Here is a 14,417-nt window from a genome sequence, read left to right on the forward strand (position 1 = left end):
GGCGAGGAGCCGTACCCGGCACGCGCCCCGGGGCGTCGGAGAGGGTGGTCATGCGCGGCCCGGGGTGACCGGGAGCGCCCGCTTGTGCGCGGTGCGGTGGTACCAGCCGGTGATGGTCGCCTCCGCCTCGGCGGAGACGTCCTCGCCCTCGAGGTAGTCGTCGATCTCGGCGTACGTCACGCCGAGCGCGACCTCGTCGGCGAGCAGAGGCCGGTCGGATTCGAGGTCGGCCGTGGGAACCTTGTCGACGACCTGGTCGGACCCACCGAGGTAGCGCGTGAGCTCACGCACCCGCCGCTTGGGCAGCCCGGTCAGCGGCGTGACGTCGCAGGCCCCGTCGCCGAACTTGGTGTAGAAGCCGACGACCGCCTCGGCCGCCTGGTCGGTGCCGACGACGAGCATTCCCCGGGCGCCCGCGACCGCGTACTGGGCGATCATGCGCTCGCGCGCCTTGACGTTGCCGCGGACGAAGTGGGCGTTGGCGGGCTCGGTCATGCCGGCACTCACGCACGCCTCCCACATCGCGTCACTGGCCGGTGCCACGTCGACGGTGAGCGTCTCGTCGGGGCGGATGAACTCGAGCGCGGCCCGGGCGTCGGACTCGTCGGCCTGCACCCCGTACGGCAGGCGCATGGCGACGAACCGCACGTCGGCCACGCCGTCCTCGTCGCGCACCCGCTCGACGGCGAGCTGGCACAACCGGCCTCCCAGGGTCGAGTCGACCCCGCCGCTGATGCCGAGCACGTATCCCTTGGTCTTCGTGCGTCGCAGGTAGTCGGCGAGAAAGCCGACCCGCTTCTCGACCTGCTCGGCCGGGTCGAACCGCTCGGGTGGGGTGACCTCGAGTTCGATCGCGATGCGTCGCTGCAGCTCTGGATCGTTCATCGGGCGCCTCCGTGGGTGACGGCGTGCTGTGGGCCTGGGGTGCTGTCGTTCCGGCCAGTCTAGAAGCGCCCTCCGGCAACCCTCCGCCTCATCTGTCACGTGCGCCTCGCACGTGACCGTTCCGCGGCGACGTCGAGCAGAAACCGCAGGTGGGCGGCCTGGTCCGACGCCACCCGTGCCGCGTCGGACGCGCACGAACTCTCGCGGACTCATGCCGGACTCTCGCGAACTCACGTGGCCTCCTGTGGGACTCGCGCGACTCCCGCGGTCTCCTGTTCGACTCCCGGGACGGGGCGCCGGCCCGCCGAACACGACGAGGGGCCGGAGGACACGATGTCCTCCGGCCCCTCGTCACTCTGCGCACCCCGTGCACCCCGCGCACCCCGCGCACCCCGGCCGACCCGATCACTCCAGCGAGCGCCGGCCGGCCGGGTCGGCGGGTCAGTTCGCGCCGGCCTCCGGCTCCGCGGCGCCGGCGGCGGATCCGCCGCCACCACCGTGGGTGGTCTCCGGAGCGCTCTCGCTGGCGCTGCCGGCCGCGTGCTCGGGCACGGGCGTCGGGTCGAAGTCCTTCTTCGTCCCTTCGAACGTGAACTTCACGTCGTCACCCTCACCCTCGACGTCGACCGAGACGAGCTCGCCCGAGCCGATCTCTCCGTAGAGGATCTTCTCCGAGAGCATGTCCTCGATGTCGCGCTGGATGGCGCGGCGCAGCGGTCGCGCACCGAGCACCGGGTCGTAGCCGCGCTTGGCGAGCAGCTTCTTGGCCGCGGGCGTGAGCTCGACGCCCATGTCCTTGTCCTTGAGGCGCTCGTCGAGCCGAGCCACCATGAGGTCGACGATCTGCACGATCTCGTCCTCGGACAGCTGCGGGAACACGACGATGTCGTCGACGCGGTTGAGGAACTCGGGGCGGAAGTGCTGCTTGAGCTCGTCCTGCACCTTGTTCTTCATGCGCTCGTAGTTGGAGCCGCTGGTCGCGTCGGGCGCGAACCCGAGCGAGACGGCCTTGGAGATGTCCCGCGTACCGAGGTTGGTCGTCATGATGATGACCGTGTTCTTGAAGTCGACGACCCGACCCTGCGCGTCGGTGAGGCGTCCGTCCTCGAGGATCTGCAGGAGCGAGTTGAAGATGTCGGCGTGTGCCTTCTCGACCTCGTCGAACAGCACGACCGAGAACGGCTTGCGCCGCACCTTCTCGGTGAGCTGACCGCCCTCCTCGTACCCGACGTAGCCGGGAGGCGAGCCGAACAGCCGCGAGACCGTGTGCTTCTCGGCGAACTCCGACATGTCGAGGGTGATGAGGGCGTCCTCGTCACCGAAGAGGAACTCGGCGAGCGCCTTGGCGAGCTCGGTCTTACCGACACCGGTGGGGCCGGCGAAGATGAACGAGCCACCGGGACGGCGCGGGTCCTTCAGGCCCGCACGCGTGCGGCGGATCGCCTGCGAGAGCGCCCTGATCGCGTCGTCGTTGCCGACGATGCGCTTGTGGAGCTCGTCCTCCATGTTGAGCAGGCGGGTCGACTCCTCCTCGGTGAGCTTGAACACCGGGATGCCGGTCGAGGCGGCGAGCACCTCGGCGATGATCTCCTCGTCGACCTCGGCCACGACGTCCATGTCGCCGGCCTTCCACTCCTTCTCGCGCTTGTTCTTGGCCTCGATGAGCTGCTTCTCGTCGTCGCGCAGCTTGGCGGCCTTCTCGAAGTCCTGCCCGTCGATGGCCGACTCCTTCTCGCGCCGCACGTGCGCGATCTTGTCGTCGAACTCGCGCAGGTCCGGCGGAGCCGTCATGCGCTTGATGCGCAGGCGGGCGCCGGCCTCGTCGATGAGGTCGATGGCCTTGTCGGGCAGGTACCGGTCGTTGACGTACCGGTCGGCGAGGTTGGCCGCCGCCACGAGGGCCGCGTCGGTGATCGAGACGCGGTGGTGCGCCTCGTACCGGTCGCGCAGACCCTTGAGGATCTCGATGGCGTGGCTCAGCGTCGGCTCCGCGACCTGGATGGGCTGGAAGCGGCGCTCGAGGGCCGGGTCCTTCTCGATGTGCTTGCGGTACTCGTCGAGCGTCGTGGCACCGACGGTCTGCAGCTCACCGCGGGCGAGCATCGGCTTGAGGATGCTCGCGGCGTCGATCGCGCCCTCGGCCGCGCCCGCGCCGACGAGCGTGTGGATCTCGTCGATGAACAGGATGATGTCGCCGCGGGTCTTGATCTCCTTGAGCACCTTCTTGAGGCGCTCCTCGAAGTCACCGCGGTAGCGCGACCCGGCGACGAGGGCGCCGAGGTCGAGGGTGTAGATGTGCTTGTCCTTGAGCGTCTCGGGCACCTCGCCCTTGACGATGTCCTGCGCGAGACCCTCGACGACGGCCGTCTTGCCGACGCCGGGCTCGCCGATGAGGATCGGGTTGTTCTTGGTGCGGCGCGAGAGCACCTGCATGACGCGCTCGATCTCGCTGCTGCGCCCGATGACGGGGTCGAGCTTGCCCTCGCGTGCGGCCTGCGTGAGGTTGCGGCCGAACTGGTCGAGGACGAGCGAGCCCGCCGGGGTGCCCTCACCCGAGGTGGACTGGCCGCCGACACCGGCGCCCGCGGTCTCCTTGCCGCCCTGGTAACCCGAGAGCAGCTGGATGACCTGCTGACGCACGCGCGGCAGGTCGGCGCCGAGCTTCTGCAGCACCTGGGCAGCGACGCCCTCGCCCTCGCGGATGAGGCCGAGGAGGATGTGCTCGGTGCCGATGTAGTTGTGGCCGAGCTGCAGCGCCTCACGCAGTGACAGCTCGAGGACCTTCTTGGCCCGCGGCGTGAAGGGGATGTGCCCGCTGGAGGCCTGCTGGCCCTTGCCGATGATCTCCTGCACCTGCTCGCGCACCGCGTCGAGCGAGATGCCGAGGCTCTCCAGGGCCTTGGCGGCGACCCCCTCGCCCTCGTGGATGAGGCCGAGCAGGATGTGCTCGGTGCCGATGTAGTTGTGGTTGAGCATGCGCGCTTCTTCCTGCGCAAGCACCACCACGCGCCGAGCGCGATCGGTGAACCTCTCGAACATGAATCTTCGCTCCTCGCTATCGAGATGTCTCGATGCTAGCCGTGCTGGTCTGCCGCCTTCATGTCATGTTGCGTGCCGCGGGACACGTGTTCCGGTGCGCCGCGACGGACATCGGGCAGTGACGTTCGTGAGACACAACGCGATCGGCGCCGGGCCTGTTCCCCGCTCGTGGAGAAGGTTGAGCCGTGTCCGCTCAGAGCGGACAGCGCCGGACTCGCTCACTCGGGGTGGTCGGGACGGGAACTCCCGGAGCGGCCGTGGCGCGTGTGCGGTGTTCGTGTTCGACGCGCGACAATGGCGGCATGGTCCCTCGCCCCGACGCCGCGTGCCCGATCCGGACGGGTGAGCCGTGCACGTTGTGTCATCACGGCGCGAGCGGCCCGCACGACTGCCCCCTGGTCTACCTCGTGATGAACGACCCCGAGCTCAAGGAGGCGCTGGCCGAGCAGCGCCGCACCATGGTCGCGGCACGTCGCACCACTCGCAGACCCGAGCGACCGTGCGCACGGGAGGACTCCGGCCGGCCCCTCACGAGCGACGACCGCTGAGGCGTGCGCGAACCCCGTCAGGCGCCCGCGCGAACCTCGTCCTGGCCGAGCTGTCGGCCGTACCTCGCGGCGAGCACCGCGCACACCATGAGCTGCACCTGGTGGAAGATCATCAGCGGCAGCACCATGAGCCCCACGGGCTGACCGGCGAACAGCACGACCGCCATCGGCAGGCCCGTGGCCAGCGACTTCTTGGTGCCGCAGAACTGGATCGCGATCCGGTCGCCCCGATCGAAGCCGAGGAGCCGGGCGCTCTCGTACGTCGCCACGAGCATGAGCGCGAGCACCCCGCAGAGGATCACCGTGAGCACGACCAGGTCACGCACGCCCACGAGGTTCCACATGCCCTCGTTCATCCCCTTGCTGAACGCCGCGTAGACGACGAGCACGATGACGAGGCGGTCGACCTGCTTGAGCCAGGCGTGGTTCTCCTTGAGCCACCGGGCGGTCCAGCGGCGAGAGAGCTGGCCCAGCACGAACGGCAGGAGGATCTGCCCGAACAGGTCGAGCACCGAGCTCGCGTCGATACCGGACGACGCGCCGGAGGTCGACATGACGAACGCGACGAGCAGCGGCGTGAGCACGACACCGAGCAGGTTCGACGCCGAGGCCGAGACGATCGCGCCCGCGACGTTGCCGCCCGCGGTCGAGGTGAAGACGATCGAGCTCTGCACGGTCGAGGGCACGAGCGCGCAGAACAGCACTCCGGCGTAGAGGGCGGGCGAGAGCACCGGTCCCGACAGCGGTCGTAGCGCGAGCACCACCAGCGGGAACACGACGAACGTGAACGCGAGGATGACGAGGTGCAGACGCCAGTGCGTGAGCCCGGCGAGCGCCTCGGCCGGTGCCAGCCGGCCGCCGTACATGAAGAAGAGGAGGAAGATCGCGGCCGTCGTGACGACGCCGAGCACGTCCTCCCCCACGCCGCGAGCAGGCACGATCGCCGCGACGACGACGGCCGCGATGATCATGAGGATGAACGGGTCCGGCTTCAGCCGGTTCCACAACGAGGGGGACGCACTCACTGGCCCATCCTCCCCCACCTCCATACCCCGCTGGCCGGGGTCCTGGTTGCGGTCGGGGCATCGGCTACCAGGAAGCACCGGCTGTCTCGGCGAGTCGGGGCCTCAACCCCGGCCGAGCGGCCGGACGAACGGGAACGTCAGCACCCCACGGATGTTCGTGCCGATGAGCAGCATCGCGAGGCGGTCGACGCCGATGCCGAGCCCGCCGGCGGGCGGCATGCCCGTCTCGAGGGCACGCAGAAAGCTCTCGTCGACCTCCATCGCCTCGAGGTCACCGAGCGCGGCCTTGAGCGACTGTTCGGTGAGCCGCCGGCGCTGCTCGATCGGGTCGGTGAGCTCGGAGTAGGCGGTGCCGAGTTCCATGCCGTCGACGACGAGGTCCCACCGCTCGACGAGCCCGGGCTCGCTGCGGTGCGGACCCGTCAACGGTGAGGTCTCGACGGGGAAGTCGACGTAGAACGTCGGGAACGTCGTGGTGGCCTCGACGAGCTCGGCGTAGAGCTCCTCGATGACCGCGCCGGGCCCCATGCCGTCGTGGACGGCGATCTCGTGACGACGGGCGAGGTCGAGCAGGGTCTCGAAGTCGGTGTCGAGGCGCACCTCGCGCCCCACGGCCTGCGAGACGGCGTCGAGCACCGTGACGACCGGCCATTCGCCCGAGACGTCGACGAGTTCGCGGGTCTCGACCGCCTCGTCCGTGCCCTCGCCGCCGCGTGCGATGGTCGTGCGCAGTGGGATGACGGCCGAGCCGTGGACGGCCGTCGCGGCCTCCTTGACGAGGCGCTCGGTGAGGTGGCGCATCGTCGTGTAGTCGCCGAACGGCTCGTACGCCTCGAGCGAGGTGAATTCCGGGTTGTGTGTGGCGTCGGCGCCCTCGTTGCGAAAGTTGCGGCCCATCTCGAACAACGGCCCCATGCCGGCGACCATGAGCCGCTTGAGGTAGAGCTCCGGGGCGATGCGCATCGACAGGTCGACGCCGTAGGCGTTGCTGAACGTCTTGAACGGCCGGGCCGAGGCGCCGCCGTGCACGGTGTGGAGGATCGGGGTCTCGACCTCGAGGTACCCGGCGTCGTGCAGCGTGTCGCGCAGCGAGCGGACGACCGCGCTGCGCACCCGCAGCATCCGCACGGCCTCGGGGTGGACGATGAGGTCGGTCGATCGCTGTCGCAGCCGTGCCTCCGGGTCGGTGAAGGCCCCGAAGGGGATCGGATGCAGGGCTTTGGCGACGATCCTCCAGGAGTCGACGAGCACCGACGGCGTGCCGGTGCGCGAACGTCCGGGTCGGCCGTCGACGACGAGGATGTCGCCGCCGTCGATCGCATGCGTGAACGAGCGCAGGTCCTGGGCCCCCTGCCCACCCTCCGGCGCGTCCAGCCTCGCCCGGTCGAACAGCATCTGGACACGGTCCTCGCCGTCGACGAGGTCGACGAAGATCACTCCACCGTGGTCGCGCACGGCACGCACCCGGCCGTAGATCCGAACTGACGTACCGGTCGCGTCGTCCCAGGCCTGCGCGGGCAAGGCCGTCACCGTCGAGAGCTTCTCCGCGGGTGCCACCCCGATGGCGTAGGGGTCATGTCCCTCGGCGCGGAGGCGGGCGACCCGGTCGAGCCGCACGCGCGTCTGGTCTCCGCGGCGGGGAGCCAGGCTCGCCGCGTCGATCGCCGGGCGGGCGTCGATCTCGCGGACCTCGGCGAGGTGCTCGGCGTCGAGGCGGCCGGGGTGGTGACGATGGAGAAAGGTCGGGAGGAACCCCTCGGCCTTGCCCATCGCGACGAGCACCTGCGGCATCGACAACCGCGAGTCGAGGCAGACGAAGCGCGGCACCCATGACGGCTCGAACTTCTGGTTGGCGCGGTAGAGCCGTTCGAGCTGGAAGAAGCGGTCGAGGCCGCCGAGCACCGAGGAGTTGAACCTCGTGATGACCCCGGCACCGAGTTGTTCGGCGTCGACGAACACCCCACGCAAGAACGCGAAGTTGAGCGAGACGCGCCGCACCCCGATGTCGGGTCCGGCCTCCATGAGCGCGGTGACCAAGAGTTCGGTGGTGCCGTTGGGGGCCTGCGGGTGGCGGCGCATGGTGTCGAGCGAGAGGCCGGTCGCGCCCCAGGGCACGAACGACAGCAGCCCGTAGCACTTGCCCTCGGGATCGTGGGCCGTCACCCACACGACGCGTCCGTCGGCGGCGTCGCCTCGTCGGTCGAGGGCCATCGAGAAGCCGCGTTCGGTACCGCCCTCGCGCCAGGCGTCGGCCATCGCGACGAGCTCGGCGAGCTCGATCTCGGGGATCTCGCCCTGGCGACGGATCTGAGTGGTGAGGCCGGCGCGCCGGGCGTGGTGCACCGAGCGCCGCAGTCCGGTCATCGACGTGTTGTTGATGCGGTAGGTGTCGGGCCGCAGGACGGCCTCGTCACCGAGGGAGACGACGTCGAAACCGGCGGTGATGTAGGCCCTGGCTCCGGCCTCACTCACGCCGATGATCGCGGGCACCCAGCCGTACCACCGGGCCTGGGCCTTCCACCGCTGGATCGCATCCGCCCACGACGACGGGTCGCCCAACGGGTCTCCCGAGGCGAGCGCGACACCGGCCACGACGTCGTAGGCGACCACCGCCCGCCCGTCCTGGGCGAACACGAGCGACTTGTCGCGGCGGGTGGCGAAGTAGCCCAGGGAGTCGAGGTCGCCGTACTCGCGCAGCAGCCGGCGCAGCGTCACCTCGCCGTCCTGGGTCCAGCCCGTGCGATTGCGGGTGGAGCGGGTGAAGAGGTAGACGGCGAGGACGATCGTCGCACTGACGATGAGCGCCGCCACCTGGCTGACGATGGGCGGTACCGAGGTCACCGAGCGCGCCCACAGGCCGCTGAATCCGAGCGCGTGCAGCACGATCGACCGCACGACGCCCGGGTCGGTGGCGTCGCTGTCGAAGAACGACAGCATCAGCCCGGCGACCAGTGCCGCGAGGCCCAGGCCGACGAAGATGGTGAGGACGAGCGTCGCCCACGAGCCGGGGCGCAGCCGTCCGGGGAACGCCGGTCGCACCCACCAGCACACCCACAGGATGAGGACGGCCGGGACGATCGCGCCGAGGTCGAGCAGCGGGCCCAGGAACCGCCAGTCCCCCCACAGGTGCAGCTCTCGATGCCCGCTCATGAGGGCGTAGAGCACCTGCAAGCCGATGAGGACTCCGACGACCTCGAAGAACGCCACCGCGATCAGGCCGATGCGCTTTCGGCCGAGCAGGGCCCGCGTCATGAGCGCGAGGATGACGACCGAGACGAGGGAGTTGGAGACCGGCAGGTTGAGGAACGTGAACGTCAACTCGACCCAGGAGGCGTGCCGACGACCCCAGCGTTCGACGAGCCACAGGAACAACGACATCACCGCGGCGAGCGCATAGGCCCAGACGATGACCCGCGCGACCAGCTCCTGCCGCGGCGTCGACGTGCGCAGCGTCGGCTCACCCCGCTCCGTCGGTGACGAGTGACGCGAGAGGGTCGAGCTGGGCATCCGGTCTCCTGAGGTCGGATCGACGGCGAACGGGCGTGATTCAGCGTCGCACGATCTCAGGGGCGAGCGTCGCAGGCCCGAGGCGGGTGGGGGCCGACGAGACTGCCGGATGCGTCCATGCGAAGCGGGCTCGCACGGGGATCAGGTGTCGCGCAGCCCTCCGGAGAGGAACGCGTCGTAGGCCGGGAGGTCGAGCTGGCCGTGACCCGAGAGGCCGATGACGATCGCGGCGCCGTCGGCCTCGCTCGTGCGGGTGCGAGCGTCGGCGAGCGCGGCGGCGATCGCGTGGCACGACTCCGGGGCGGGCAGCAGGCCCTCGGCCCGAGCGAACTCGATTCCGGCCTCGAACGCCTCGTTCTGCCCCACCGCCATGGCCTCGACGAGCCCGGTGTGCACGGTGTGCGAGAGCAACGGCGCCATGCCGTGGTAGCGCAGACCACCGGCGTGGATGGGGTCGGGCACGAAGTCCTTGCCGAGCGTGTACATCTTGAGCAGCGGGGTGAGACCGGCGACGTCGCCGTGGTCGTAGTCGTACGTGCCCTCGGTGAGGGAGGGGCAGGCGGCGGGCTCGACGGCGACGAACCGGGTGTCGGTGCGGCCGGCGAGCTTCTCGCGCAGCAGCGGAAAGCTCAGCCCGGCGAGGTTGGAACCGCCGCCGGCGCAGCCGTAGACGACGTCGGCCTGCTCCTCGCCGAACATCGGCAGCTGGCGCAGCACCTCCTCGCCGATGACGCTCTGGTGGAGCACGACGTGGTTGAGCACACTGCCGAGGGCGTACTTGGCCACCCCACCGCTGGTTGCCGCGGCCTCGACGGCCTCACTGACGGCCATCCCGAGACTGCCGGTCGTGTCGGGATCGTTCGCGAGCACCGCACGCCCGGCCTGGGTGAGCTCCGACGGGCTCGAGTGCACCGTCGCCCCGAAGGTCTGCATGAGCATGCGGCGGTAGGGCTTGCCCTCGAACGAGGCCCGCACCTGCCACACCTCGCACTCCATGCCGAAGACCTCGCACGCGAACGCGAGTGCACTGCCCCACTGGCCGGCGCCGGTCTCGGTGGTGAGCCTGCCCACCCCTTCGGCGGCGTTGTAGTACGCCTGCGGCACCGAGGAATTGGCCTTGTGACTGCCGATCGGGCTCGTGCCCTCGTACTTGTAGTAGAGCCGCGCGCTCGTGCCGATCGCCTGCTCGAGGCGCCGAGCGCGCACGAGCGGTGAGGGTCGCCAGATGCGGTAGACCTCCCGCACGGCCTCGGGGATGTCGATGTACCTCTGCGTCGAGAACTCCTGCTCGCACAGCTCGCGCGCGAAGATCGGCGCCATGTCGTCGACGGTCAACGGTTCGCGCGTCCCCGGGTCGAGGTGCGGCGGCGGAGGCTCCGGCAGGTCGGGGACGATGTTGTACCACTGCGTCGGCATCTGCGACTCCGGGAGCAGGGCCTTGACGAGGTCGGGGCGTCCCATGCGGTCCTCCTGGTCGGTTCACCGGTGGTTCGGGCGGGTGAGGTGGTCCGAGGCTAACCGCGGGGATGAGCCGATGGCGTCTCGCGCGGGCCGCGGATCGGGTCATGCCTGGGCTCGTCGGCCACGGATCAGGCCGTGCTCATCGGTCGGTCGAGCTCCGGATCCGGGTCGTGGAGCAGGGAGTTGTCGATGAGCCGAGGAACGCCGACGCGCACGGCGAGGCTCGCAGCGGCCCGGGTGACCTCGCCGTCGAGCTCGACCAGGGTGTCGGGGTCGGCGAGGCTCACGTAGTCGACCTCGGCACGCGGCTCGGCAGCGAGCACGTCGTGCATGATGCGGCGCAGCGTCACGGCGTCGCGTTCCCCGTCGCGGTAGGCGGCCCGGGCGGCGCGCAGCGCGGTCGAGACGACGAGGGCGGCCCGCCGGTGTTCGGGATCCAGGTAGGCGTTCCGGCTGCTCAGCGCGAGTCCGTCGGGTTCGCGGACTGTCGGGCACACGACCACCTCGTCGGCGAGGCCGAGGTCGGCGGCCAGCCGTCGCAACACGACCGACTGCTGCAGGTCTTTGCGCCCGACGAACATCATCTGGGGTCGCACGAGAGAGAGCAGGATCGTCACGACCGTCGCCACGCCGCGAAAGTGCCCGGGACGGCTCGCGCCCTCGAGCACGCCGGTGAGGCCCTCGACGTCGACGTACGTCGCGAAGCCCGGCGGGTAGACGTCCTCCACCGCCGGAGTCCAGACGAGGTCGACGCCCGCCGCCTCGAGCCGGGCCAGGTCGCGGTCGAGGTCACGCGGGTAGGCGGCGAGGTCCTCGGTGGGCCCGAACTGCGTGGGGTTGACGAAGATCGAGGCGACGACCGCGGAGCACCGCTCCCGTGCCGCCGCGACCAGCGCGAGATGGCCGTCGTGGAGGTACCCCATGGTCGGAACGAAGCCGACCGACCCGTCGAGCCCGGCTCGTGCGGCCCGCAGCTCGGCGCGCGTCGTCACGACCTTCACGGGCCCACCTCGCGCATGACCTCGGCGAGGACTCCGGGATCCACGTCCGAGCAGTTCTCCGGGCCGGGGAACGCGCCCGCGGCGACCTGCGCCGACAGCTCCCGCAGGGCGTCGACCGCGTCGTCGCCGAGGTTTGCGAATCGGCGCGTGTGCTTGGGCACGTGGGCGTCGAACAGGCCCAGCACGTCGTGCCAGACCTGCACCTCACCCGAGCAGTGCGCTCCGGCGCCGATGCCGATCGTCGGGATCGAGAGCAACTCGGTGATCTCACGCGCGAGCGAGGCCGGCACGAGCTCGAGCACGATCGCCCAGGCCCCGGCGTCCTGCAAGGCCAACGCGTCGCGCACGAGCGCTCGGGCCGCGGCGGCGTCGCGCCCCTGCACCCGCACGCCGATCTGATGCTGCGACTGCGGCGTGAAGCCGAGGTGTCCCATGACCGGCACACCCGACTCGACGAGCAGCCGGACAGTGCGCGCCACCGTGCGTCCGCCCTCGAGTTTGACCGAGCCGCAACCGCCTTCGCCCATGATGCGCCGGGCGGCGTGGACGGCGTCCCGCCTCGTCGCGTAGCTGAGGAACGGCAGGTCGCCCACGACGAGCGGCGTCTCGCAACCGCGCACGACGGCCTGGGAGTGGTGGACGATGTCGTCGACCGCTACCGGCAGCGTCGAGTCGTGCCCCTGCACGACCATGCCGAGGGAGTCCCCGACGAGCAGCAACGGGATGCCGGCGCGCTCGGCGATGCGGGCACTCGTGTAGTCGTAGGCCGTCACCATCGTGAACCGCGTGCCCTCGGCGTGGAGGCGAGCGATGTCTCGCAACGTCGTGCGCATGGCCCCACCCTAGGTGCCGCTGCGCGTGCGGAGCCGGTTCAGCGGCCTCGCTGGCAGTGCTCGCACCAGTAGAGGTAGCGCCCGGCGATCTTCTGCGTGCGGATCGGGGTGCCGCATTCGCGGCAGGCCTCGCCGGTGCGCTTGTAGACGTGGAACCGGCGCTCGAAGTGCTCACCGAGGCCGTCGCCGGTGAGCCCGGCCGTGTACTCCTCGACCGCCTGCGGGGAGCGCGCGATCCAGTCGAGGGCGTCGTCGACCTGGTCGCGCATCGTGAGGATCTGCCCGAAGGCGACGCCGAGCGGCAGCAGCAGCTCGAGATCGGCCCAGATGCCCTCCCACGCCTCGCGACTCAGCTCCTTGCCCGGGGTGAGAGGGTCGACGCGGCCGCGATGGAGGATCTCGCAGCGGTACACGTTGCCGACGCCTGCGACCACCGCCTGATCCATGAGCAGCTCGGCGACGGGCTTGCCGCTGCGACGGATACGCGCCCACGCGCGTTCGGGGTCGGCGTCGTCGCGCAGAGGGTCGGGGCCGAGGCGGGCGAGCACCGCGTCGCGGTCCTCCGGGGTGATGAGGGCACAGAGGTTGGGTCCACGCAGGTCGGCGACGTGCTCGTCGTCGCGGACGCGCAGCCGCACCGCCCCACGAACCGGAACATCCCCGTCACCGTGGTCGTGCGGCAGCACCGAGAACGCGCCGATGAGCCCGAGGTGGACGTGGACGATCCGATCGTCGTCGAAGTGGAGGAACAGGTGCTTGCCCGCCGCCTCCGAGGCGACGTACGTCGTGCCGTCGAGCAGCGCTGCCGCCTCCGCGAACCGGCCCTGCGGACTACTCACCCGCACACGCCGGCCCGCGAACGCGCGCTCGAGCCGCCGGGCCTGGGCGTGGATCGTGTGACCTTCGGGCACCCTCAGCCGGCCTTGCGATCCTGCTCGCCGGATTTCTCGGCCGACGTCGTCTTCTTCGCCGTCGCCTTCTTCGCGGTCGTCTTCGCCGTCGACTTCGCAGCCGTGGACTTCGCAGCCGTCGACTTCTTGGCCGTGGACTTCTCGCCGGTCGACTTCGCCGCGGTCTTCTTCGCCGTCGACTTCCTCGAGCTCGTCTTCTTCGCGCCAGTGTTCTCGGTCTTCTCGTCCTCGGCGTCGGATTCGGCGTCGGTGTCGGTCGTCTTCGCCTTGCTGCCCGAGCCGCCGCGGCCGGCCTTGGCGCGTTCGACCGACTTCTGCAGGGCGGCGAGCAGGTCGACGACCTGGCCGCCCTCCTCCTCGGCCTCGGGGGCGGCGACGACCTCGGCGCCCTCGATCTTGCGGTTGACGAGCTCCTGAACCGCAGCGGCGTAGTCGTCCTCGTACTCCTCGGGCTCGAAGTCGCCGGAGAGGGACTCCACGAGCAGGTGCGCCATCTGCACCTCCTTGTCGCTCGGAGCCGGCACGTCGTCGAGCACCCCGAACTCCGCGGTGCGGATCTCGTCGGGCCACAGCATCGTCTGGCAGACGATCACGTCCTCGTGGACGCGCAGCACCGCCATCGTCGAGCGGGCACGCACCGCGATCGTCGCGACCGCCACCCGGTCGGTGTCGCGCAGCGCCTCCCGCAGCAGCGCGTACGCCTTGACGGCATTGGCGTCGGGCTCGAGGTAGTAGCTCTTGTCGAGGAGCATCGGGTCGATCTGATCGACCGGCACGAACTTCTCGACGCTGATCTCCTTGCTGCTGCGGCTGGGCAGGGAGGCGAGTTCCTCCGCGGTGAGGACGACCATGCGGCCGTCCTCGGTCTCGTAGCCCTTCGTGATCTGGGCGTACGGCACCTCTTCACCGTCGGCCTCCGCGACGCGCTTGTACCGGATGCGCGACCCGTCGCTCTCACGCACCTGCCGAAACTGGATGTCGTGGTTCTCCGTCGCCGAGTACAGCCGCACCGGCACGGTGACGAGGCCGAACGAGACCGCGCCCTTCCAGATCGCACGCATGGCTACCTCCCTGAGCTGGGATCTCAGCATCCCCCACGCCCCGCCACCCCGCCAACCGCCACACCACTCGAACAGGCGTTTCCACCCCGACCACACAGCTCGAACAGGCATTTTCACCACGCCAGGACCGCGAAACAGGCGTTTTC

At 70.3% G+C, this 14,417-nt stretch carries 10 protein-coding genes; 1 reads left to right on the forward strand and 9 read right to left on the reverse strand.

From position 1 onward, the window contains the following. Positions 1-48: 48 nt before the first annotated feature. Both nadE and BN1197_RS06775 read right to left on the reverse strand, forming a co-directional pair. On the reverse strand, positions 49-885 hold the full coding sequence (gene nadE / locus BN1197_RS06770; RefSeq protein WP_040157553.1) for an ammonia-dependent NAD(+) synthetase: 837 nt from the start codon (positions 883-885) through the stop codon (positions 49-51). 441 nt (positions 886-1,326) lie between these two features. Then, a complete protein-coding gene (locus BN1197_RS06775) occupies positions 1,327-3,924 on the reverse strand; it encodes an ATP-dependent Clp protease ATP-binding subunit (protein WP_040157554.1) in 2,598 nt (865 codons plus the stop codon). Positions 3,925-4,226: 302 nt separating this feature from the next. Between BN1197_RS06775 and BN1197_RS06780 the strand changes: the two genes are divergently transcribed. Beyond that, entirely contained in the window at positions 4,227-4,472 is a 246-nt protein-coding gene (locus tag BN1197_RS06780) for a DUF6767 domain-containing protein (RefSeq protein WP_040157555.1), read from the forward strand. 17 nt (positions 4,473-4,489) lie between these two features. On the opposite strand, the gene BN1197_RS06785 is transcribed toward BN1197_RS06780, so the two are convergent. The 7 genes from BN1197_RS06785 to ku all read right to left on the reverse strand — a co-directional run bounded on the left by BN1197_RS06785 (position 4,490) and on the right by ku (position 14,271). After that, complete coding sequence (locus BN1197_RS06785; protein WP_040157557.1) at positions 4,490-5,497, reverse strand: bile acid:sodium symporter family protein; 1,008 nt, start codon at positions 5,495-5,497, stop codon at positions 4,490-4,492. 102 nt (positions 5,498-5,599) lie between these two features. After that, a complete protein-coding gene (gene lysX, locus BN1197_RS06790; protein WP_082043699.1) occupies positions 5,600-9,004 on the reverse strand; it encodes a bifunctional lysylphosphatidylglycerol synthetase/lysine--tRNA ligase LysX in 3,405 nt (1,134 codons plus the stop codon). A gap of 141 nt (positions 9,005-9,145) precedes the next feature. Continuing rightward, on the reverse strand, positions 9,146-10,465 hold the full coding sequence (locus tag BN1197_RS06795) for a TrpB-like pyridoxal phosphate-dependent enzyme (protein ID WP_040157559.1): 1,320 nt from the start codon (positions 10,463-10,465) through the stop codon (positions 9,146-9,148). Between the two features lie 128 nt (positions 10,466-10,593). Next, positions 10,594-11,466 carry a pantoate--beta-alanine ligase gene (panC, locus tag BN1197_RS06800; protein WP_040157561.1) on the reverse strand — a complete coding sequence of 291 codons (873 nt, stop codon included), beginning with the start codon at positions 11,464-11,466 and terminating at the stop codon, positions 10,594-10,596. Then, on the reverse strand, positions 11,463-12,299 hold the full coding sequence (gene panB / locus BN1197_RS06805; protein ID WP_040157564.1) for a 3-methyl-2-oxobutanoate hydroxymethyltransferase: 837 nt from the start codon (positions 12,297-12,299) through the stop codon (positions 11,463-11,465). The genes panC and panB overlap by 4 nt, the downstream gene beginning before the upstream one ends. 38 nt (positions 12,300-12,337) lie before the next feature. After that, complete coding sequence (locus tag BN1197_RS06810; protein ID WP_040157567.1) at positions 12,338-13,210, reverse strand: Fpg/Nei family DNA glycosylase; 873 nt, start codon at positions 13,208-13,210, stop codon at positions 12,338-12,340. 2 nt (positions 13,211-13,212) lie between these two features. Further along, a complete protein-coding gene (gene ku, locus BN1197_RS06815) occupies positions 13,213-14,271 on the reverse strand; it encodes a non-homologous end joining protein Ku (RefSeq protein WP_040157570.1) in 1,059 nt (352 codons plus the stop codon). Between the last annotated feature and the right edge of the window lie 146 nt (positions 14,272-14,417).

The organism is Mobilicoccus massiliensis (assembly GCF_000826525.2).
Lineage (GTDB): Bacteria > Actinomycetota > Actinomycetes > Actinomycetales > Dermatophilaceae > Mobilicoccus > Mobilicoccus massiliensis.